This window comes from Ochrobactrum sp. A-1 (assembly GCF_022488005.1).
GTDB lineage: Bacteria > Pseudomonadota > Alphaproteobacteria > Rhizobiales > Rhizobiaceae > Brucella.
The window spans coordinates 18,439-40,234 of the sequence record NZ_JAKVQC010000009.1 but is presented as its reverse complement, the minus strand read 5'-3'; the positions used below and the strand labels follow the sequence as shown (position 1 = coordinate 40,234).

The window sequence follows — 21,796 nt, the reverse complement described above, 5'->3', positions numbered from 1 at the left end:
CGATCTTCACATGCGTTGCGTTGGGTGCCGCAATCGTTGCAGAGCGCGCTTTCGGCGTGTCTCTAGCTTCCGTCGATATTCGAAGTGTTGAATGGCTATGTGAACGAATGACCGCATTTGGGGTCAACAGCTTCGATTGTAACGACCGAAATAAAGCGCGTTACTGACCAGTAACTTTCGACGGCCTTGCGGTCGTTCGTGATTGAAACGTTGAATCCCAAAAGCTAGCATTCGCCTACACTCCAATGAGTGAAGTTCATGCGAGGTGAGCATGTAGGCTACGTGATCGGCAATGTCTTTGGCCTGCAGCATCTCGGTGCTCGAAGCCATCGTGCTACTCGAAGAAGTTTGAGAGGGGTTCTCGAAAATATAGGGATATGGCATATCCGTTTTTCGGCCTGCAGGACATCGGCCGTCTTCGAGCAGGTGCGCGCAGCCCTGATACCCAGTCCAATTGACGTCCGGAGTTTGAACGTGAAAGTCAGTGAGAAGTTCATAGCCTTCGTGGATATCGTCGGTTTCACTAGCATGGTCGAAGCTGCAGAGGCCAGCGGAGGCGATCTGACCCGGGCACTTGAGCTGACAAATGCGCTGGGCAGTGCGACCGATGCAGAGAAAGTTCGAATAAACGGACATTTTGTGTGCCCAAAAGCGACTTACATCGAAAAAGGCGTTCGCTTCGAGGTAACGCAGGTCTCGGACTGTATGGTCGCGTCTGCAGAAGTGTCTCCAGCGGGTTTGATCACCGTTGTACACCACTGCCATACCGCAGCCGCGAGAGTGGTGTCCAAAGGCGGCCTTTGCCGCGGGGTGATCACAATGGGTAACATCGTCCACGCCGCCGGACAATTTGCCGGCACTGGATATATGGAAGCGTTCCACGCCGAAAAATCTGTCGCTTTTAAGAAGGCAGACGTCTCAGAGGCTGGAACCCCATTCATCCAATTCGACCCATCCGTGGTGCGCTATGCCAATGAACAGGCGGACGACTGCGTTCGATTGATGCTCGGTCGGATGACCGCCAGCGACGGATCGTATACAGCGATTGATCCGTTTCCTTCGTTCGCCAATGCGCCTGCAGCGCTGATCAACCTCGACTTTGATCCGGTCAAATGGAAGGCAAGTGTTGATCGCAGCCTAGGGTACCGGGAAACTACCCTCGCCGGCTACGATGCCGCCGAAATGGCCGCACCCGGCGAGAAAGAACGGGCGAAAATCCGGCATTACAAGCGCGGCCTGGAAGAAGTGATCGCGCGCCTGCGGGTCAAGGCAGCGCGGTTGGATGACATGATTGCAACGGGTCGTATCCCATACGGCGGTACACTGTAGCGAGGTCTCGAGCCAAGGTCGCAACGATAGCAAGGAGGAGAAATGCTTGGAGATCCGCCCTCGCCAGGGCCTGTTCGCAGATACTGGAAGTTCGCTTGGGCGGATCTGGCGGCACTGCCCGTCGTAGGCGCAGTGGATTACGCGCCAAAGAACAGGGGTGCATTCCGAATGTTCGCTGAAGGCAAGTTCATTGGCGAGCACTTGGAGGCGTTTTCGGCCGTCAAGACCAGGAAGAACCTCCCGGGCTTTGGCAACTGCGTATACTGCGGCCGTGGCCATGACGGTGACGGGAACGCACTGAAGCTGACCGGCGAACACGTGATACCTGAGTTCCTCGGCGCAGGCCTCGAGCTTCGCGAAGCTTCTTGCTTCGATTGCCAGAAAGCTACTTCCAAGTTTGAGGTTTCGGTAGCGCAGGAAATGCTCGACCCCGTCCGAAAGGCCTTCGCGCTCGTGGGAAAGGAAGGCGTTCTGAAGAAGTCAAACTTTCCACTCGATATTGGTCGGGAAACTACTGAGCACGAATACATCCCGTTGGTCCACTATCCGACGATCCTAGTTATGCCTGTGCTCTACCCGGCATCCACCTACAGCAGGCGACCGGTCAACGCAGATGGGCCGTTCAACTTTCGTCTCTACAACATAAATGCGGATGCGGCATTGCTGCAGCGTTACTCACTAGACGCTTTTTCGTCTCAAGCGATTGATATGGTTCGCTTCGCCCAATTGATCGCCAAAATCGCCCATGTTTACGCCATGCATCACTTCAGATCGTCGGTGTTCGTCCCTCGCGTGGCCGAATTCGTTCGCACCGACTTTCCGAGAGAGGCGGCGCCGCCGCCGCACTACCTGGAGCATGTGGGATGCCTTTGGCGGCAGCTGGATGGAACGACCGGGAACCTGCACGAGATTGAGGTAGGTCGTATGACGTGGAATGGTAGTGCCAGGAGAGCGGTGCGGGTCCGCCTCTTCGCCAGCTACGGCATGCCGTCCTACTACGTTACGGTCGAGTGACTTCGAGCGTTTTTGGTTGCTTGACTAAGCGCCGCTTTGTTCAAATGCCTGACTGGCCGGTGACAAAGATTCGGCTCGAAGCTTACACATTTGGCGGCGAGGAACGTCTGGTTTCCGAGATTGCATCTCAAAAGCAGCCATCCGCCTTCCCACCCCTTCGCGGTCGTTAGTAGTATAAAAAGCGAACGACCGCTTTCAGCAAACTTTTCGGCAGCTCGACGGCTTGCGCCCCATCAATGCCGGTCAAGAGCTGGCGCTGCGCCCCCGGAAGCTTTCGAGTGCAATGACGGATCGGCACGCCGCTTGGCGATCGACGTCAATTCGTCCGTATGTCGGGTTCCCCATTCGCAAAGCTGGACGAGGGCTTGTGCGAGGCTGCTGCCGAAGCTGGTGAGCGAATACTCGACCTTGGGCGGGATCTCGCCAAAGTCGAGACGGTCGATGATCCCATCCGCCTGCAACTCCTTGAGCTGCTGGATCAACACCTTGTCGCTGACCTTCCCGACCGCGCGGCGCAGTTCGCCGTAGCGCAATGCGCCGTGCATGAGGTGATAGAGGATCAGCGGTTTCCACTTGCCGCCCATCACAAACAGGACCGCATCCAAACCGCAGGTGAAGGGACTTGTCATCGCACGCGCTCCATCAAATTTTGGTACTTACCAAATGGTGCATACTAGAATAACAGACGGTGTGCCCTTAGTTCAAGCTCTCCACAATAAAGGAGAACGAGGTTGTCATGGGCAAACTAGAAGGAAAGATCGCTGTCATCACCGGCGCCAATAGCGGCATCGGCCTCGCTGCTGCCAAGCGGTTCGTGGCCGAAGGCGCTCACGTCTATATCACGGGTCGCCGGCAGAAGGACCTCGACAAAGCGGTCGCGGAGATCGGCTCCGACGTGACGGCGGTGCAGGGTGACGTGTCTCGGCTTGAGGATCTGGATCGCCTTTTCGGGACGGTGCGCGCCCAACACGGGCGCATTGACGTGCTGTTCGCCAACGCGGGCGGGGGCGAGCTGGAGCCGCTAGGACAAATTACGGAAGCATCCTTTGATCGGACGTTCGGCGTGAACGTTAAGGGCGTTGTTTTCACCGTGCAGAAGGCCCTGCCGCTCATGGGCGACGGAACTTCCATCATCCTCACCGGCTCAACCACCGGAACGATGGGAACGCCGGCCTTCAGCATCTACAGCGCAACGAAAGCCGCGATCCGCAATTTGGCGCGCAGCTGGGCGTTGGACCTAAAAGGCACGGGCATTCGCGTGAACGTCCTGTCGCCTGGGGCCACCGCAACTCCAGGTCTGCACGGCGTTGCGGTGGCCGGCGGGAAAGACGCGATCTATGAGCAGTTGATCGCCCAGACCCCTTTGGGGCGGATCGCCGATCCCGACGACATCGCTGCAGTCGGTCTTTTCCTTGCATCAGACGATAGCGCCGTGATGACCGGAAGCGAGGTGTTCGCGGACGGCGGCATGGCTCAGGTCTGATCCGTTAGCAAAGCCGGTCGAAGCACGAACGGCGGCTATTTCGCATAGCGAGCCGTTCGTTGCCGGTCTGTTTTCAACTCCTTCACGGACTTGCCGACATGATCTCTGGAGTGACTGTTTTTGGGTAGCACGGGTATGCTATGTGAATGACTGCAATAAGACGCAAAGCGGTCGGAGGGAGGTTTGATTGCGAGCCAAGAACTTTGGCCTATCCTTGGTGATCTCGTAAGCCTTGTCAGGATCGCGGCTGAGCGCGGCAAGTTTTCGGTCTGGCCGCAGGCTTCAAGCTCGGTCTGTTTGTCCTTGTCACGGATGATGATCTCGCCCGTCCCAACGGTGGCACGCATTTCCGGACGTGTATTGTCGAGCGAACACGTGCCATGTTGTTCGCGGCTGGGACGTCTGATCTGGCTGCTGCTTGTTGCCGTCTACATTCTTCGGCGTCAGGCGACATTGGCCTGAATATCGAAGCCTTCATATTTTTCCGAGCCGGAGAAATTCTCAAGAGTGATCGTACCAGTAGCGAGCGTCAAATCGCCGCTTTCGGATACGATCTTGCCTGCACCGAGATGCGTGTTGCCCTCGACGCGAACATCCATCTCGCCTTTCGATACGAGACCAGACAACTCGCTGATCCAGTCTATGGGCTTCAAGGCATTCCATTCCGCCTCGACCACCATCGCAGGGATCGAAGTAGCCCACATGATCCGCAAGAACCAATTCGCCAACGACAATCGTTCGCCATTTCAGGTCTCTGCGGACCTCGCAGCATAAGTGTGCCCACGGAACAGCACGCTTTTAACTGACTGAAAATTTTGCGACACAGCCATGCCGTCTTTCGCTGTCAGGGGGGGGCTTTGATCCATAAAAACCCTGGCTGTTACTGACATTCCATACCGAAGCGCAACCGATCAACTTGAGCCGAAGCATCCTTCAGCGCGACGCCGCTTGTTCCGATTTTGCAGATAGATGCCACCAGATCGCTGATCGCACTCGCAGCCGAAAGACAGTCCAATCCCCCATCCCGGATATTCGAGATGCAATTGCGTCTGGAATCCGGCGTTCCACGACGGGGGCCATAAGTGACGTAGGCACCAAGACTGTCTGCCGCCGACAGACCAGGACGCTCGCCGATCAGCATGATCGTCAACCGCGCGCCCAAAATCTCCCCGACAGGATCGCCCAACGCGACGCGGGCCTGTCCGGCAAGCGCTATCGGGCCGATGGAAAGGCCCTGAGCGCGCAATCGCCAAGCCAGTTCCTCGACAAGACGCGGCGCATTGATTTCGACCGCACTTGACGAAAGGCCGTCGGCGATGACGATAACCACGTCGGGGGCCGACTGAATTTCGGCGCGCGCCTGCAATCGCTGCATAGAGATAGCCGACAAACGGCGCCCGAGATCGGGGCGCCGCACATAAGTGCTGCGGTCCCCCGCCTCGCTATCAACGCGCAACGTCTCGAATCCTTGGGATGACAGGCGGGTTTCCATGGAAGCACGGTCCACTTCCGACCACACGGCTTCGCGTGCACGGGCATGGTCGAGCAGGAAAGTGAGAGCTGCTTTTGTCGGTTGCCCGGCCCCGAAACGCCCGAGTGCAACCCGTGCATCGGTCATTTCTTTCAACTCGAGCGGGCGCTTGCTCTCAAGTTCGATCATATTGTCGGTCATGCGGCATTTCCAAGCAGATTCGAGCGCGAAAGATAGCCGGTCAGCTTTGCTGGCGCACCTGCCAGTTTTCCCGTCGCATCGGTGAGACCTATATCCATCAGCCAGCGTTCGAATTCGGGCGCGGGCCTGCGGCCCAGCGTTTCGCGGCAATAAACGGCGTCATGATGCGATAGCGACTGATAGTTCAGCATGATGTCGTCGGCACCGGGAACGGTAATGACGAAATTGACATTGGCTGCGCAGAGCAGGGTCAAAAGGGCATCCATGTCCTCCTGATCCGCATCGGCATGGTTGGTATAGCAAACATCGACGCCCATCGGCAGACCGAGGAGCTTGCCGCAGAAATGATCTTCCAGACCGGCGCGAATGATCTGCTTGCCATTGAAGAGATATTCCGGCCCTATGAAACCGACGACCGTATTAACCAGAAGCGGACTGAATTCGCGAGCGACCGCATAAGCACGCACTTCCATGGTCTGTTGATCCACACCGAAATGTGCATCGGCCGAAAGCGCCGCCCCCTGTCCGGTTTCAAAATACATGACATTCGCACCCGGCATCCCACGCTGCAACGAGCGCCCGGCATCATGGGCCTCGCGCAACAGATTGAGATCGATCCCGAAACCTTCATTGGCTTTCTGCGATCCCGCAATGGATTGGAAAACCAGATCGACCGGCGCGCCCGCCTCGATAGCCTTGATCGTTGTTGTCACGTGTCCCAGACAGCAGGTCTGGGTCGGTATTGCCAGCCTTTCCCGCAATTCGTTGAGCAATGTGACAATGCGGATATAGTCCTGCGTGCTGTCGGTTGCCGGGTTGACACCGATCACGGCATCGCCCGATCCCATCAAGAGGCCATCGATGGCAGAGGCCGCGATACCACGACTGTCGTCCGTGGGATGATTGGGCTGATTGCGGGTCGAAAGGCGCCCGGCAAGACCGATCGTATTGCGAAAGCGGGTTACCACTTCGCGCTTGGCCGCAACCGAGATGAGGTCCTGCAAGCGCATGAGTTTGGAAACGGCGGCGACCATTTCCGGTGTCAGGCCGAAAGTCACGGCCTCCAGTTGACGCTGCCCGGTTTCCGGTTTCAGCAACCATTCGCGCAACTCACCGACCGTCATTGACGATATGGGCACAAAAGCAGAAGCATCGTGCCGGTCGGCAATGAGTTGAGAAACCTCATCTTCTTGCGAAGGGATCAGCTCCTCAGACAGAAATGCTTTGAGCGGCAGATCGGCAAGCGCCATTTGCGCCGCCAGACGTTCGACAGGACCTTCGGCAGCAATTCCGGCGAGTTGATCGCCCGAGCGCTCCGGCGTCGCCTTGGCCAAAAGCTCCTTGAGATCGGCGAACCGAAAAGTCGTTCGCTCAATCGTCGTCGTATAAGACATGCGATGCCCTTACCGGTTGAGGATGACCAACGCCTCTGCGTGAAGTTGTGGCGTAGCGGATGCCAAAACCCGGCCATTCGAGTGAATCGAAAGCTCGTTTCCCTCCCAGTCCGTGATGCAGCCTCCAGCTCCCAGCACCACAGGCACCAATGCCATATAGTCATATGGTTGCAATCCGGTTTCAAGCACTAAATCGCAATGGCCGCATGCGAGCAGCCCATAAATATAACAATCTCCGCCGAAGCGTCGAAGCCTGATCGATTGCGACAAGCGTTCGAAGCTTTCCCTGTCATCTCCAATGAACATATCCGGAGATGTCGTATAAAAACGGGCCTCGGCAATACTATCGCAGCCACTGGTGCTGGCTGGCTTGTCTGCAAAGAAAGCTGTGCCGGGTTTTGCGCGCCATCGTTCGCCGGTCGCAGGAATATCGATCAGTCCGCAGAAGGGCTTTTCCTCGAAAGCTAGTGAAATCAACGTCCCGAAAAGCGGGAATCCGGTGATGAAGCTTTTCGTTCCATCGATCGGATCGACAACCCATGTAAAGGCGTTTCCCTCCTTGACGCCCATCTCCTCGCCGTAGATTCCATGTTCGGGAAACCGCGCTTCGATCATTGCGCGCAAATGCTGCTCGATGGTCCGGTCGGCAACGGTCACCGGACTTTCATCGAGCTTGGAAATGACGTCGAGCGGCGTACGGAAATAGGATAGAGCAATTGGCCTCACCGCATCGGCCAATTCTCCGGCAAAAGCAAGATAGGTGTCGGCGTCGCACGCCGTTATGTCTGTCGCGGGCATTAAAGTGCTTTCAGAAAGAGTGGCCAGCGGGGATCGTGAATGATCGAACGGGCACGCATGTGTTTCCAGATGCCGTATTTGTAGAAATCGAAGTCGAGCGTCGAAATCCGGTTCTGCACCATGGCCCAGGTGCTCCATTTTATATCGGCCAGTGCTTTGTGCACGATGAAGCGCGCATGTTGCCTGCTGTCATAGCACCCGAAATATTCCTCGATAATTTCCCGGTCGATATCCTCGGAAAAAAACATCTCCCCGCTCCAGATCGCCAGATCGTAAAGTCGCTCGTTGTTCGAAGCATATTCGAAGTCGATGAGCTTGATGGACTTGTCTTCACCAATCAGAAAATTGCCGGGCATCGGGTCATTGAAACACGGAACAATATCCAGACCCGAAGCTTCGAGCGCGGCACGGGCCTGCCGATATTGGCGATACAGCCAATCATGATCAACCGGCCAGTGTCCGCCGAGGTCGCGGACTTGCTGATAATGCTCGTCGATCATGTCGAACACGGTCTTGTTCAACGGCAAGGCATCGGCCTCGTGGAAACGGCGATAAACGCGGACAGCTTCGGCGCGAATAACAGGATCGGCAAAATCGCGATGCGTCGAAGCACGCCGCCCTTCGATGAACTCGGCGATTTCGATGTCCAGGTGTTCGAGATAGTCGAAGGTCTTCGGCCCCACGCCAATCGCTTCAGCCTGTTTGCTTGCAGCCGTTGCAGCCTTGCGGTCGATAAACATTTCAGTTCCACGACCCGGAATCTTGAGGAAATAACCGAGAGGATCACCCTCCACCTCAATACGAAAATTGGTGTTGCTGATGCCACCCAGAACCGGCTTGTAGCGAAGACGATGCCCTTTCCAGGGTTCCACCAGAACCACAGCCGCTTCGAGCGCCCGTTCGGCATCGGATTGTGCCATACCCATTTCGTTCATGTCGCTGTTCCCACTTATTGTTATTTGAGCAACGCATATTAGACAGATCGCAGACGCCCCTCAAAGTCGGGATGACCCAACAGCATGCGGCAGCGCAGGAAGCGCCATCCGGTATATTTGAGGAATTCGACGCTTCGCCGCGGTGACCGCATTTCGAGCAACAGGCTGCGCAGTGCCCAGTAGAGATCGTCGGCCGCCGCATAGACGCGGCATCTATTGAACATCCTCTCGTCGAACACTCCGTCGTGCATTTCCAGCAAAGGCTTCATGTGACCTTCAAACTGATAAAGCTCATTCATCTGCACCCCAAGTTGATAATAGGGGTCCATATCGCCCGCCATATCGAAATCGACCAACTGGATGGCCCCATCAGGTCCCAGCATGACGTTGGAAGAATGCGGATCGCCATGTGCCGGTTTAAGATCGACGCCGGAAGCCTCGACGGCTTCGCGGATCGAGTTCATCCATGCAAGCATCCATTCGGCATCGTCAGGCAGGGAAGCTCCAGCTTTGACGACGATATTCCACAGGACATCAATGTCCTCGAAAACCGACCAGGAACGACTGAATGCAGGTCCGCGGGCGATCAGTTTCTGCATTTCAACAAGTTTTGCGGCCGGTACTTCTCCCATCAGATCGTCGATTTTCGCGGCCCGCCAACCCTCCCCGAGACGGGTAAAAAGCGTACTGCGCGTGGCCGCGTCACGGGCAACTGGCTCGGGCGATAGTCCCAGCGCGTGCAAGCGAACGGCTGCCGCAAAGGCAACATCGTCATCGACGAACTCCGACACCTCATCGATCCCAAGGCGCAGGAAATAGTCAGGACGCGCATCCTGAAGCACAATGTCGAAATTATCCGATTCAACCGCGTGATAGGATGGCGAGGCAACCGGTGCCGTGGCCGGTTTATAAGTCGGCTGCTTCGGAAGAAATGCGCGGAAGCTTCTCAACGCAGTTTCCACACGGATTTCCAGCGGGGTTTGCGGTACGCCGGCTGTCTTCATTCGGCAGCCTCGCGCAGTGCTACAGCATGCAATCCCTCGCAGGCAATATCGTAGAGCATATCGGCGAGAATCTGCGTTCCGAGTGCCTGATCCTCCGGTGTTGTGAACTCGGTCGGATGATGGATGACACCGTCCTTGCTGCGCACAGCCATGACGACAGACGGACAAACATCCGACAAAGCAACGGCATCGTGTCCGCCCACCGTATCGAGATGGCGTGCCGTTTCGCCATAGCTACCGGCCACGTTCTCCGCCAGCCGGACCAGGCCAGAGGAAAAATCGCCTGCTTTGCGACGGTCGATCGAGCGTATCTCGAACGTGACATCTGCCCGAGCGGCGGCCTCATCGATCTTCTCTTTCATCTTGTGTTCGGCCTCGGCCAGAATCTCCGGTGAGCCGGAACGCAATTCTATGAACAGGACCGCCTCAGACGGCACCGTGTTGGGAGAATTCGGAAAAACCTCAAGGCGGCCGACCGAGGTATGGAGATCAAGGCCGTATTGTCCGGCCAGTTCCTTGAGATCGCCGATCAGATAGCCTGCAGCGAGCAACGCATCCTTGCGCTGCGCCATGGGCGTCGGTCCGGTATGTGCCTGTCTGCCCAAAAATGCCAGGCGGTACTTGGTTGCACCCCAGAAGCGGGTGAAGATACCAAACCTTTCATCCGCATTGAAAAGAGTGCTGTCGCCCTCGATGTGGAGTTCGATCAATGCGTCAGGAACCCCCACTTTGTCAGTTCCGGCATAGCCTATATCCCGTAACGAAGAGCGAACACTGACACCGTCACCGTCAATCCTCTCAAGCGCCCAGTCCAGGTCCAACGCACCGGTGAAGACACTGCTCCCGAGCAGGCTCGGCTGGAACCGTGCGCCTTCCTCATTGGTCCAGTTGACGACCTGGAAATTGCATGCCGACAAACGGCCTTCTGCCTTCAAACGCTCCGAAACCGCAAGGATCGCCTCGCAGGCGGAGATGACACCAAGCGCGCCATCGAACCGTCCGCCGTTCGGCTGACTGTCAATGTGGGAACCGACCATGATGACGGGCGCATTCGCACCGGCCAGCGTCATCTTGCCGAACTGGTTCCCAATCGCATCGACTTCCTGTTTGAAACCGTTCTCGGCAAACCAGTTGCCAAGCCAGTCGCGCGCCTGGCCATCCTGCCTGGACAAGGTAAGGCGCGTCATCGAGCCGTCGGGACCGCCGCCGTAAGCGGACACAGTTTGCATCATCGTTTCAAGACGTTGAGCGTCAATCGGGGCTTTTGGAGATGAAGAGATTTCAGGCATGAATGATTTCCACATTGGATTGAATGAATTTGTCAGAGAATTCCCTGGCGATGCCATCGGTCGTAATGACGGCATCGATCTCGTTGAGGCCCAGCGTATGGATGGAGCCGAGCCTGCCGAACTTTGAACTGTCGGCGACGATGACCGATCGTTTGGCCTGCGCACGCGCAATCCGGCGCAGGATTGCTTCGTCCTCGCCGAAATCCATGAAACCGCGTTCGATATGAACGGCACTGATGGCGATGATCGCCAGATCGAAGAAATGCTCCTTCAATGCAGCAACGGTTTCATGGCCGTAAGTGGCCTGATAATCGGACCGCATGCGCCCACCCAGCACACGCACACTTGCTTCAGGGACATGGAAGAAATGCGCGGCAACCGCAATGGAATTGCTGACAATCGTCAAATCCTTGCGATTTTCCAGATGTCTGAGGCAAGCAAGGGTCGTCGTGCCTGTGTCGATGAACACTTTCATGCCATCCTGAACAAGCGCTGCCGCCGCCTCGCCGATCCGCGCCTTCTCCCGTCCGCCAACCCTGAGACGTTCGGCGAATGGCTGATCGCTTTCCTGCTGGTCAAGAACCGCCCCGCCATACACCCGGCGTGCATGGCCACGGCTTTCCAGCTCCTTCAGATCACGACGGATCGATTCCTGACTGACCTGCAATTGCTCCGCCAGTTGATTGACGTTGACGCGTTGCTCTTGCTTGAGACGGTCCAGGATCAGTTTAAGGCGGTGTTCCGTGAAACTCATGAGCTTTCCTTGATGACAGCAATAAATCGGGCCTGCGGCACAGATCGTTACGGTGCGGTGGCGGACTCCACTAGATGGCAAGCGGCAAAGTCCTGATTACCACGAACCGTCAAATGGGGATGATGGCTGCCACACTGCTCCATTGCGCGCGGACAACGGGACTTGAAGCTGCATCCGGGAGGAATGTTGATCGGGCTGGCCGGTTCCCCCTCCAGCAAACAATCTCCCGGTTGATAGCGGCGTTCTTCAAGGGTTGGCATCGCACTGAGAAGTGCCATCGTGTAGGGATGGCCGGGATCGAAGAACAAGCGCTCGTTGTCGGCAAGTTCGAAGACCTCCCCCAGATACATGACCGCAACGCGATTGCAGACTTTTCGTACCATCGCGAGATCGTGCGAAATGAAAATGTAAGTCAGATCGTATTCTTTCTGCAGCTTCTGAAAGAGATCAATGAGCTTGAACTGCTCGGCCTGATCCAGCGCGGACAGTGTCTCGTCCATGATCAGGATTTCCGGCTCAAGCACCAGAGCGCGCGCCACGTTGATACGCTGGCGTTGACCTGCACTGAGGCCCAACGGCAATTCTTCGTAGAGATCCCGCGATAGACCTACATCTCCCATTACTTTCAGAACCCGCGCGCGAATTTTGCGGACATCCTTCCATCCATGGGTGCGAAGCGGACCCTCAAGCATTTTGCCGATGGACGTCCGGGGTGGCAACGATCCGTACGGATCTTGCAGAACCATCTGCAATCTGCCCCTGAAATCGAGCAAAGCTTTACCGGACAGCTTTGCGATGTCCTCATCGTAGCAAAGAACCTGGCCGGAGCTTGGCAATTCAAGACGGCTGAGCAGGCGCATCAAGGTAGACTTGCCACAGCCGGATTCACCGACAATGGCGAAGCTGTCGCCGCGCCGCACATCGAATGTTACATTCCGCACAGCTCGTACCGGCGTGAAGCCGCCAAAGCCCGTCTTCTTCTTGACCATATATGTCTGCGAAGCATCGCGCAGACTAAGCACGATGTCACGATTGTCCGCGAGTACCGGTACGGCGCCGCTCTCGTTCCAGATTTTTGGCGTCTGGGCCACAAGATCACGCGTATAGGGATAATTGGGAGCGGCGATCAGCTTTTCGGTTTCCTGCTCCTCGACTATTCGCCCCTCTTCCATGACCAAGATGCGGCTGCAAGCTTCGCGCGCGACCGGCAAGGACGAAGACACAAAAAGAACAGCGGTGTTGAAGCTGTCGCTCAGTTCTTTCATCAGACGGATGACCTGTGCCGCAACCGTGACATCCAGAGGCTGGGTCACATTATCGGCGACCAGCAGTGCCGGATTGGTGACAAGCGCATCCACGATCAAGGCGCGCTGCATCATGCCGCCGGAAAACTGGGACGGATAGTCGTGAAAGCGGTTGCGGGGTGCGGGAATACGCACGGCCTCCAGCAACTCAATCACCCGTTCGCGGGCGTCGTCTCTGGATGTATCGGGCACGACAGCCCGCAATTTTTCGACGATCTGCAACCCTACCGGCAGCGTGGGATCAAGGGCACCCATCGGATTTGCGCCGACATAGGCAATGCGGCGGCGAAGCGAACGCATCTGCGTTTCGCCGAGCTTGTAGATATCCTGGCCCTCGAACAGCACCGCGCCGCTGCGAACACCAAGTGGTGGCTCCAGCCAGTTGACGACGGCCTTGGACAGAACCGTTTTACCCGAGCCGCTGGCTCCCACGACGCCAACGATTTCACGCGGTTTCAGAGCGAAGGAAATATCGTTGAGAATAGGCTTCTGCGAACGCCCAGCGGTTACGGTCAGGTTTTTAAGTTCGAGTAACGCCTGGCTCATCACTCCGAACCTCCGTGAATGGTGTTGCGGGCACGTTCGAAAGACGCACCGATGAGATTGATGCTGGTCAGTGTCAGCCCGAGAAAGACTCCCGGCATTGTGGCAATCCACCAGGCATTAAGAAGGTACTTGCGACCATCGGCAATGATATTGCCGAATGTCGGTGTAGGGGGCTGAACACCAAGACCGAGAAAGCCGAGAATGGACTCGAAAATCATCATGCGCGCCACATCGAGCACCGATGTGAAGATGACGGGTGGCAGCAACAACGGCAGCAATAGTGTGAGAATGATACGAACATCCGTCGCGCCACCAAGTTTGGCTGCGCGTACATATTCACGCTGGCGTTCGGTCATGACGATACTGCGCATGATGCGTGCATATACGGGCCAGCTCGACAGGCCGAGCACCAGAACGATGGCCGGAATGGTGGGGCGGGATACGCCCAATACCGCAATGGCCAGAATGATCATCGGAATGGAGAGCTGCGCATCGGTGAGCCGCATGATCAGCGTATCGGTTCGACCGCCGAAATACCCGGCAATCGTGCCCAGCGCGCAACCGATAACCAGCGTAACGGCCACAGATGAAATGCCGATAAGGAAGGAATAGCGCAAACCCACAAGCGAGCGTACGAGCATGTCGCGGCCGATCTGGTCGGTGCCAAGCGGATGCCCCCAGCTCCAGTTGTCACCCATGAAAAGCGGCGGCAGCAGGCGTGCGCGCACATTCATCTTGGTCGGATCGATACCACTGAGTTCGGGGTAGAGTGCAGCAGCTAGCACAAGAATGATAAATATGGCCAATCCGATGCGAAAGCCCGGTGCGGCAGCCGCACGGTCGAAGATGCGGCGAGGAATGGATCGGGACGTGATCCTGGCGGGAGCCGGTGTATCCAATGCGGAAGTGACAGACATCAGTATTCGAGCCTCGGATCAATTGTGGTGGCGACGAAATCAACGGCGATGTTGATCAGGACAAAGATCGCGCTCGTGACAATGGCGATACCCTGAATGAGCGGAAAGTCGCGCTGGAGAACAGCGTTGATCGTCAGCAGGCCGAGCCCCGGATAATCGAAGATATATTCGACGATGATGACCCCGCCGAGCAGGCTTGAAAACTGCACGCCGAGCAGATTGAGCAATGGAACGGACGCATTCCGCAGAGCGTGGTTCGATATGATGCGTCCGCGGCTCAATCCGCGAACGCGTCCCACGGACACATAGGATTCTGTCATCTGTGCAGAAACCGAACTGACAAGCGTCCGGATAAGGACAGGCGAGAGTTCCACTGCGAGCACAATCGCCGGCAAAATCGTATATGCGAAACCTTGATAGCCGATGGCAGGCAACCAACCCAGCTTCACCGAAAACAACAGTGCAAGCACAATGCCCAGCCAGAAATTAGGCAAGGAAATAAAGATCGACGATATATAGAAGGCAAGCTTGTCTGGCCATCGCCCCGGTGCCAATCCTCCGGCTATCCCGACAACGGCCGAGAAGACCAGCGCGATGACCAGTGTTACCGCCGCCAGTTGTAACGTCATGGGCAGAGCTTCGAAGATCAGGTCGAAGACCTTTGCGCGTTCGCCGCGCGTGGCATCGTTGAACGTCGCTCCGCCGGTCGCGGCTCCGTTTGCGGGACGCACGAAGGACTGGCCGAGGTCACCTTGCACAACGCCGGTCATATACCGTCCGAACTGCACGAGGATCGGATCGCGCAAGCCCATATCGGTAGCGATTTTTTCAATCAAGGCTTCCGGCGCCATACCACCGGCCATGAGGCGGACGGGATCGCCCGGCACGACCCGCAACAAGGTGAAGATCAACAGAGATACGAGAAAAATGATGACAACGCCCTGAACAAGGCGCCGCATCAGGAAATTGACGGCGAACATCGCATGCGCTCCGCTTCAGAAACTTCGGAAACCGCACGCCGTCCAACGGTCGGCGTGCGGACGATCGGATTCAAGCAGAAGGCTTGGAGGCGTCCATCGATCCATCCGGATATATGTACATGCCCTTGAATTCTTTCTGCATTGCATGGATCATTACCGAGGTGAAGAGCGACAAGGCTGGCATCTTGGATGCAATAAGCGGCATGGTTTCTGTCTGCAAAATCTTCTGACGCTCCTCCAGAGACGGCGCGCTGCGTTCCTTATCCAGGCTCGCATCGATTTCCTTATCCTCAATGCCGCAAATTCGGTGTGACGACGAATGGAAATGGGTGCGCAGGATAAGATCGGGTTCCGGAGAAGCCGTTGACCATCCGCAATCCACCATGTGGCCGGGGCCGCCGCCGGGACGATGATAGAGCTGCTCGTTCCATGCTGCGGGTTCGAGAACGGTCAGGCTGACATTGAAGCCTTGTTCGTTGAGCATGGCGGTAATGATCTCGCCATACTCCTTGGTCTTCGGGTAGAAGCCCACCGAGGTGATATATTCGAGCGGCGGCAGGCCTTCGCCCTTCGGAAAGCCGGCTTCGGCCAGTAGCGCCTGGCACTTGTCCGGGTCGAACTTCGGATAGTTTTCGAGATCGACATAACCAAACTTAACCGGCGAGACGAAGTTCGACGAGGCGTGACCGGCAGAACCCAGCACTTCAAGGATCATCTCGCGATCGATAGCGTGGCAGGCAGCAAGCCGGATGCGCGCATCGCTGAAAGGTTCCTTGGAGCAGCGGAACCAGAGATATTTGTTTTCGACCGAGACAACCTCGTTGATATAGATCGCGGGATTGTCCTTGATGGAAGCCACCTGTTCCGGTTCCAGCCGCTCGACAATCGATGCCTGGCCATTCATGAGCGACAACATGCGCGTGGTGGAATCGCCGGTAAAGGTAAAGTTGATGCCCGGAATGGCCGGCTTGCCTTTGAAGTAGCCATCGAAAGCTTCCAGTACCGTGTCATTGCCACGCTGTTCGACGAATTTGAACGGGCCCGTACCGTTAAGGCGTTGAGAAAGAACGCCGCCGGGACCACCGGCGATATCCTTGGCCGACATGATAGGCAGGAAGGATGCGAGGAAAATGAAGAGATGGGCCGGATAGCCGCCCTTCGACGTATCGACGATGACAGTATAATCATCCGGTGTTTCAATAGTCAGTGTTTCGGTCGGGCCGGGATACCATTGCGCCGGGCGGTCAGGATGCGACCCGTACTCGAACGTGGCCTTGACGTCCTCGGACTTGAACGGTTTGCCATCGTGAAAGACGATACCTTCGCGCAGTTTGATCTGCAGCTTGGTCGGTTCCAGCAGCTTAACGTCAGTGGCCAGTTCATACACAACTTCGCCCGGATTATCGAGCGTCATGGGTGTGCGGGTCAGAAAGCCCATGACAAAGCCTTCGATATTCTTCTGTGACAGCGTCGTATGAGCAGTGGGATCCCAGTTTCCCGTGATGTTTTCAGCGGACAGAAAAGTCATCGCTTTTCCGGTCTGGGCATAAGCCGACGAGATGAAGAACTCGGGATTGACCTGCATATAGCCAAGGGCCGCAGCTCCAGTCAGCCCTTGCAGAAAGCGACGACGGCTAAGTTCTGAATTCATGGTATTCCCCTTTATTTTTTTATACGAAGTTTGCCAGAACGGTCAAAACAGTCAAAGGCAAGAACCGTGCCAGACGGAAATCTCCGGTACTCCGGTCAAACTCCGTGTTGATATTGTGGTTTTTGACTGTTTTTTGTCAAGCTGCTTATTGTTTAAGCATGCTCGATTGGACATAGACGACAGATCAATGGCAAACAGCGTTTGGACATACGTTATCGCCGCTGCCTCCACTTAACAGATTAGTATGAATTCGACTCTCATCCGTCGGGATGACCGGAGACGCATCCCCTCACAGCAAAAGCCATCGGTTTTTGTGCTGTGACTTTCGTCTTCTCCGCAAATGGAAATGTCATTTGAGGGAGTCAGCCTAACATGAAGCGCTCTCGTGACCGAACGCCCCGCTTGATCGGTCAGAGTTGGCAGCAGGCAATGCGGCCAGGCCGCCGAGGATGGGCGCAGTAAATCACGTCACAAAGGGCATGATATCGACGCCGTCGCCTGGAAACACCGTGATATGCGGATGGTCTTGAAACAGCTTTGCCGCAGCCTCCGCTGTTGCAGCTTCCACCACCAGATAACCGCAAAACGGATTCTTGGCTTCCGTTATGCCATGTTTTGTCACACGGGTTGTCTTCCTCACCATGCCGCCGCGATCAAGGATGACAGCGGCATGGCGTTCTTCCCATGCCATCCACTGTGCTATTCCCTTCGCATCGACCGCATCCTGCTCCGCTTTTGACAGGCGTCGAAAGGATGCGAGGTCTTCAGGCTTCATCGTATACACGGCAAGAAATTTCGGCACCGGTATTCCTCCCTGAACTTTAAACGCCTTCAGTCTAGCTTTGATGCGCGGGAAATAACACCGCGTCGATCCTGACGAAGCCATGCCGCACCGCGTGCCTTCGCATTGGGGCTCCGGCTTGATCGAGCGACGAACAACAAATTCCAGCAGTAATTCCCGGATCGGGCAAAGGCCTTGAGGACTTCAGACAGGGAAGCAGCTGCCCCATTCGCCGTCGGAAACTCCCGCCTCCCCTCGCCGGTCCGCCTTGGCGGTGCGATGATCTGTTGACAAGCTGACGCCGCCATTTCGCTCGACGCGCACCCTGCTATTCTTCCGGCGTGCCATCAGAGCGGCCTGTATGAGATTCCGATCCGCAAACGCAGCGCAGTTCTGGTTCGGCAGAGCCTTTCGGTGGCTCCGATTGGAATTTGTAACCGGGGCATATTTGTTGGCAGTTCTTTTGATTTTGAGTCGAAGTCAGAAATATCAAACACTGTGCATATCGCGAGTTTCGCATCGATATTTCATGCCTATGGGATTCCTGATTTTGGCAAATCATGATTCTCTGTTGAGATGCCGAAGAGAACGCTTCCCTCGCCCAAGCATGCTGATACGCTTTCACTGAATGCGTTGCGCAGTCTGGTCACAGGTCTGGTTGAGAAAGCAGAACATGCAGAGGCTCGGCTTGAGAGACTGGAAGCTGAGAATGCAGCACTCCGTAAGGAGAATGCCGAGCTTCGTCTGGAAAACACCCAGCTTAAAGTCGAGAATCAACTGCTTCGCGATGAAATTGCGCGGCTGAAAAACCTGCCACCACGACCACCGTTCAAACCGTCAGGCATGGACAAGGCCACAGACGCGAAGGCGCAGGATAAACAGCCAAGCAAAAAGAAACCACGTGGACCAAAACGGGATGTCGAACGCGTTGACCGTGATGTTGTTCTTCATGCCAATGCTCCGGCTGGATCACGCTTTAAAGGTTACAAAAGCTGTTACGTTCGGGATGTGGTTTTGCGCGCTGAGATTATTCATTACCGGCGCGAATGTTGGGTGACACCGGACGGTAAAACAATTCTTGCGCCGCTGCCTACAGGAATCGTCGGAGGTTACGGACCTAATCTGCGGCGGCTCTGTTTCATGCTGCACGCACAGGGCCAGGTGACGATGGAACGACTATCGACGCTGTTGAACGATATCGGCGTGGACATCTCGAAACGACAGGTTGTTCGTCTGCTGACAAAGAAGATGGATGGGTTTGTGGCTGAAGATGCGGCAGTTCTATATGCTGGTCTGGTGTCAGCCGCCTATGTGACGGTCGACGACACCGGTGCCCGACATGCCCGCGATAGCTTCTATACTACTCATATCGGCAACGCGCATTTTAGCGTCTTTCGAACCACAAAGACGAAATCACGGCTGAACTTTCTCGCTCTGCTACGCGGTAATTACCGGGATTATGTTCTCAACGATGCGGCTTTTGATTATTTGCTGGCCCGTAACACCGATCCTGCAATCATAGCGCTCTTGCGAACCCGCAAACCACAGCACTTTCCCAATCAGGTGCCGTTTCTTGAGCATCTGCTCAGCAACGGCGTTGATATCTTCGACAAAGATGTACTTCGAATTGTCAGCGAAGCTGGTCTATGGGGAGCTATCCGATATCACGGGCTTATGGGCAATACGGTGATTGTCTCTGACGATGCGGGGCAGTTCCGGGTGGGAGACCATGCCCTGTGCTGGGTGCATGCTGAACGCTTGTTGCACAAGCTGATGCCAGCAAAACCACAGCAGATGGAACATGTCGAAATGCTGCGCAAACTCATCTGGCTCTTTTACAAGCTTTTGAAAGACTTTGCCCGAAGTCCCAGCCGACGTGCAGCTCAGGCCCTTGAAGTCAGGTTCGATCGGATCTTTTCCATCCGCACCGGATATACTGATCTGGATAAGCTTCTGGCACGCTTACTGCGTCGTAAACAGGAATTGCTGAAAGTTCTCGAACGACCAGAAATCCCGTTGCACACCAATGCTTCCGAGAATGATCTGCGCAGCTGCGTCACTAAACGAAAAATCTCCGGCGGCACCATGAGCCGGGATGGACGTATCGCCCGCGATACCATGCTGGGTCTTATGAAGACCTGCAAGAAACTCGGGCTTTCCTTCTGGCACTACCTCGGCGACCGGCTTGGCGTGCCCACTCAACGGCCAACGACCCCGGAGCTTGCAGCTCTCATTATCGCAAAAGCCTGATCCTACTTACTTACGACGGCCAGGCTTTGAGAATGGGACCACCTGCCCTGCTCTTGTTGGTGCTTTACCATAATATGACCGCCCGTTAAGCTCAGTAACGACGGTGAAACATTCCACTGTTTGTCGTCATCCGTGTGCACCGTCACTGTCTTGCGATTGCGACGAATAACAAAGCCTCGAACCATCGTACCATCTGGCCCTTCAAACATCACGCCACTGCCGAGCTTGATCTCCTGCAGCACAGCGGCTGTCTTTTGTTGATGGAGAAACTGCAATCGCTCAACGATGCGACGGTTCAGTGCCGTCAACATGTCTTCATCCAAACTATCAATATCGAGCTCTATCATCCGCGCCTTCTTCAAAATGCAATTGTAAGCAATCTTCTGTCAAAGACCGGATTATGATAGATTGCGATACTGCGTGCAATTGCCCGGTAAAATGGCACTGCCACCATACCTGCCCCGCTTACCTGGAATTTCTATCGGCATTGGAAGGCTTTTCAAAAGCTAACCTATTTAATATATTATACAAATATCGATATACGAAACCGAATATAGCTCTTGCTTTCGTTACTGTGACGTTAACCATACGGGTTTCTAACATCTGATAAGTACAGCTTATCGGAGGTTATTTGTACGAGGCACTTGTACGCGCTGTAAAACAATGGTATCAATGGCGTACGACCAATTTCGGAGGTCCCGATGCCCCAGACAAGCTACAAGATCAGCGAAGCCCGCAAGAATTTCGCCGAAGTCCTCGATCGCGCCAACCAGGGCGAAGAGATCGTCATCATGCGTGGCAACGAAGTTTACGCCCGCATCGGTCCAGCAGCGGACGGTGGCAAGCGCCCTTTTGGCCTGTTGCGCCATCGTGGCCTGCCCGACAACCTGTTCGATACAGTTGATGCAGAGCAGGCGGCGATCGATGCCGGAGACTGGAATGATGATACCGGCGTCTGGCAAGGCAAATCCAACAATAGCGAAAACACGCAATGAAAATCCTGCTCGACAGCCACGCCGTCTACTGGTGGACAATCGGTAGTGATCGCCTGTCCACGAAGGCACGATCGCTGATCGAGGACAAGGCAAATGCTATCCTCGTCAGTGCGGTCACGTTCTATGAGCTGGACAACAAGATGCGCCTGAACAAGCTTGATCTCAAGCCCCAGGAACTGCGGGCAGCCGTCACGGAAAGCGGCCTGCAAACACTAGCCATCACCGATCTGCATGCCGAACTTGCAGCAAATTTTGATTGGGAACATCGCGATCCGTGGGACCGGATTCTTGCCGCTCAGGCGCGGCTTGAGCACTGCACTTTCATCTCGACGGATCTGGCGTTCGACGCGATTCTGCATGAGCGCGTCTGGTAAGGGCAGTGGTGGTGAAGGTATTCGTGGACATTGCCGAGGCAGCGGAGCGATTTGACGAACTGATTGACTTCGTTTTGCGCGATGACGAGGTTGTCATCTGTCGAGCTGACGATCCTATTGCCGCGATCGTGCCAATTTCGCAGAACGGCCAGGGCACATGGGATGAAGTCTGGGCGCTGGCGCTTAAGGGAAGGCCTGCAAACACGCACCAGACTTCGAACCACGATGAACTATATGACGAGAACGGACTGCCGAAATGAGCAGCTCGTCGTCAGGTTCGATTGAAAAACGCACCGAGACTTTAGATACGATAGGGCGTCACGACA

22 protein-coding genes and 2 pseudogenes are annotated in these 21,796 nt (G+C 55.7%); 9 read left to right on the top strand and 15 right to left on the bottom strand.

From position 1 onward, the window contains the following. Positions 1 to 474: 474 nt before the first annotated feature. Complete coding sequence (locus MKS82_RS27515; RefSeq protein ID WP_240579541.1) at positions 475 to 1,329, top strand: hypothetical protein; 855 nt, start codon at positions 475 to 477, stop codon at positions 1,327 to 1,329. A gap of 42 nt (positions 1,330 to 1,371) precedes the next feature. Further along, positions 1,372 to 2,343: a hypothetical protein gene (locus MKS82_RS27510; RefSeq protein ID WP_240579540.1), complete on the top strand. Its 972-nt coding sequence runs from the start codon at positions 1,372 to 1,374 to the stop codon at positions 2,341 to 2,343. Positions 2,344 to 2,576: 233 nt separating this feature from the next. On the opposite strand, the gene MKS82_RS27505 is transcribed toward MKS82_RS27510, so the two are convergent. Then, positions 2,577 to 2,972 (bottom strand): winged helix-turn-helix transcriptional regulator, encoded by a 396-nt coding sequence (locus tag MKS82_RS27505; RefSeq protein WP_240579539.1) that lies wholly within the window; start codon positions 2,970 to 2,972, stop codon positions 2,577 to 2,579. Between the two features lie 107 nt (positions 2,973 to 3,079). Between MKS82_RS27505 and MKS82_RS27500 the strand changes: the two genes are divergently transcribed. Continuing rightward, a complete protein-coding gene (locus MKS82_RS27500; protein WP_240579538.1) occupies positions 3,080 to 3,826 on the top strand; it encodes an SDR family oxidoreductase in 747 nt (248 codons plus the stop codon). Positions 3,827 to 4,009: 183 nt separating this feature from the next. Further along, positions 4,010 to 4,288 (top strand): hypothetical protein, encoded by a 279-nt coding sequence (locus MKS82_RS27495; protein ID WP_240579537.1) that lies wholly within the window; start codon positions 4,010 to 4,012, stop codon positions 4,286 to 4,288. On the opposite strand, the gene MKS82_RS27490 is transcribed toward MKS82_RS27495, so the two are convergent. Continuing rightward, positions 4,270 to 4,479 carry a hypothetical protein gene (locus tag MKS82_RS27490; RefSeq protein ID WP_240579536.1) on the bottom strand — a complete coding sequence of 70 codons (210 nt, stop codon included), beginning with the start codon at positions 4,477 to 4,479 and terminating at the stop codon, positions 4,270 to 4,272. The two genes, MKS82_RS27495 and MKS82_RS27490, sit on opposite strands and share 19 nt — an antisense overlap. On the opposite strand from MKS82_RS27490, the pseudogene MKS82_RS27485 reads away from it, so the two are divergent. Next, positions 4,469 to 4,600: pseudogene (locus tag MKS82_RS27485) on the top strand (IS6 family transposase); the annotation flags it as partial. The gene MKS82_RS27490 and the pseudogene MKS82_RS27485 sit on opposite strands and share 11 nt — an antisense overlap. Positions 4,601 to 4,706: 106 nt before the next feature. Here the strand turns inward: MKS82_RS27485 and eutC are convergent. The 12 genes from eutC to MKS82_RS27425 form a co-directional block, all read right to left on the bottom strand. Next, on the bottom strand, positions 4,707 to 5,498 hold the full coding sequence (gene eutC / locus MKS82_RS27480) for an ethanolamine ammonia-lyase subunit EutC (RefSeq protein WP_240579535.1): 792 nt from the start codon (positions 5,496 to 5,498) through the stop codon (positions 4,707 to 4,709). Then, complete coding sequence (locus tag MKS82_RS27475; protein ID WP_240579534.1) at positions 5,495 to 6,892, bottom strand: ethanolamine ammonia-lyase subunit EutB; 1,398 nt, start codon at positions 6,890 to 6,892, stop codon at positions 5,495 to 5,497. The genes eutC and MKS82_RS27475 overlap by 4 nt, the downstream gene beginning before the upstream one ends. 9 nt (positions 6,893 to 6,901) lie before the next feature. Next, positions 6,902 to 7,690 carry a histidinol-phosphatase gene (hisN, locus tag MKS82_RS27470; RefSeq protein ID WP_240579533.1) on the bottom strand — a complete coding sequence of 263 codons (789 nt, stop codon included), beginning with the start codon at positions 7,688 to 7,690 and terminating at the stop codon, positions 6,902 to 6,904. After that, entirely contained in the window at positions 7,690 to 8,625 is a 936-nt protein-coding gene (locus MKS82_RS27465; RefSeq protein ID WP_240579532.1) for a choline/ethanolamine kinase family protein, read from the bottom strand. The genes hisN and MKS82_RS27465 overlap by 1 nt, the downstream gene beginning before the upstream one ends. A 38-nt stretch (positions 8,626 to 8,663) precedes the next feature. Then, positions 8,664 to 9,629 (bottom strand): phosphotransferase, encoded by a 966-nt coding sequence (locus MKS82_RS27460; RefSeq protein WP_240579531.1) that lies wholly within the window; start codon positions 9,627 to 9,629, stop codon positions 8,664 to 8,666. Continuing rightward, the gene (locus MKS82_RS27455; protein WP_240579530.1) at positions 9,626 to 10,918 is read right to left on the bottom strand and encodes a Zn-dependent hydrolase; all 1,293 of its coding nucleotides are present in this window, start codon (positions 10,916 to 10,918) and stop codon (positions 9,626 to 9,628) included. The genes MKS82_RS27460 and MKS82_RS27455 overlap by 4 nt, the downstream gene beginning before the upstream one ends. Continuing rightward, the gene (locus MKS82_RS27450) at positions 10,911 to 11,672 is read right to left on the bottom strand and encodes a DeoR/GlpR family DNA-binding transcription regulator (RefSeq protein ID WP_240579529.1); all 762 of its coding nucleotides are present in this window, start codon (positions 11,670 to 11,672) and stop codon (positions 10,911 to 10,913) included. The genes MKS82_RS27455 and MKS82_RS27450 overlap by 8 nt, the downstream gene beginning before the upstream one ends. A 47-nt stretch (positions 11,673 to 11,719) precedes the next feature. Next, positions 11,720 to 13,522, bottom strand: a complete 1,803-nt coding sequence (locus tag MKS82_RS27445) for an ABC transporter ATP-binding protein (protein ID WP_240579528.1) — start codon at positions 13,520 to 13,522, stop codon at positions 11,720 to 11,722. Beyond that, a complete protein-coding gene (locus MKS82_RS27440) occupies positions 13,522 to 14,439 on the bottom strand; it encodes an ABC transporter permease (protein ID WP_240579527.1) in 918 nt (305 codons plus the stop codon). Before MKS82_RS27440 ends, MKS82_RS27445 begins: the two co-directional genes overlap by 1 nt. Then, positions 14,439 to 15,419, bottom strand: coding sequence for an ABC transporter permease (locus MKS82_RS27435; protein ID WP_240579526.1), 981 nt, complete (start codon positions 15,417 to 15,419; stop codon positions 14,439 to 14,441). The genes MKS82_RS27440 and MKS82_RS27435 overlap by 1 nt, the downstream gene beginning before the upstream one ends. Positions 15,420 to 15,489: 70 nt before the next feature. Then, the gene (locus MKS82_RS27430) at positions 15,490 to 17,070 is read right to left on the bottom strand and encodes an ABC transporter substrate-binding protein (protein ID WP_240579525.1); all 1,581 of its coding nucleotides are present in this window, start codon (positions 17,068 to 17,070) and stop codon (positions 15,490 to 15,492) included. A gap of 463 nt (positions 17,071 to 17,533) precedes the next feature. Then, positions 17,534 to 17,872, bottom strand: coding sequence for a hypothetical protein (locus MKS82_RS27425; RefSeq protein ID WP_240579524.1), 339 nt, complete (start codon positions 17,870 to 17,872; stop codon positions 17,534 to 17,536). 555 nt (positions 17,873 to 18,427) lie between these two features. Here MKS82_RS27425 and MKS82_RS27420 point away from each other — a divergent pair. Next, positions 18,428 to 20,101 (top strand): IS66 family transposase, encoded by a 1,674-nt coding sequence (locus tag MKS82_RS27420; RefSeq protein WP_240578209.1) that lies wholly within the window; start codon positions 18,428 to 18,430, stop codon positions 20,099 to 20,101. A 6-nt stretch (positions 20,102 to 20,107) separates the two neighbouring features. Here the strand turns inward: MKS82_RS27420 and MKS82_RS27415 are convergent. Further along, positions 20,108 to 20,448 (bottom strand): annotated as a pseudogene (locus MKS82_RS27415) (hypothetical protein). A 354-nt stretch (positions 20,449 to 20,802) separates the two neighbouring features. Here MKS82_RS27415 and MKS82_RS27410 point away from each other — a divergent pair. From MKS82_RS27410 to MKS82_RS27400, 3 genes are read left to right on the top strand one after another with little or no spacing between them, the layout of a single operon-like run. Beyond that, the gene (locus MKS82_RS27410) at positions 20,803 to 21,096 is read left to right on the top strand and encodes a type II toxin-antitoxin system Phd/YefM family antitoxin (protein ID WP_024897005.1); all 294 of its coding nucleotides are present in this window, start codon (positions 20,803 to 20,805) and stop codon (positions 21,094 to 21,096) included. After that, positions 21,093 to 21,470 (top strand): type II toxin-antitoxin system VapC family toxin, encoded by a 378-nt coding sequence (locus tag MKS82_RS27405; RefSeq protein WP_006469785.1) that lies wholly within the window; start codon positions 21,093 to 21,095, stop codon positions 21,468 to 21,470. Before MKS82_RS27410 ends, MKS82_RS27405 begins: the two co-directional genes overlap by 4 nt. An 11-nt stretch (positions 21,471 to 21,481) precedes the next feature. Beyond that, a complete protein-coding gene (locus MKS82_RS27400) occupies positions 21,482 to 21,730 on the top strand; it encodes a type II toxin-antitoxin system Phd/YefM family antitoxin (protein WP_235894976.1) in 249 nt (82 codons plus the stop codon). Positions 21,731 to 21,796 lie beyond the last annotated feature (66 nt).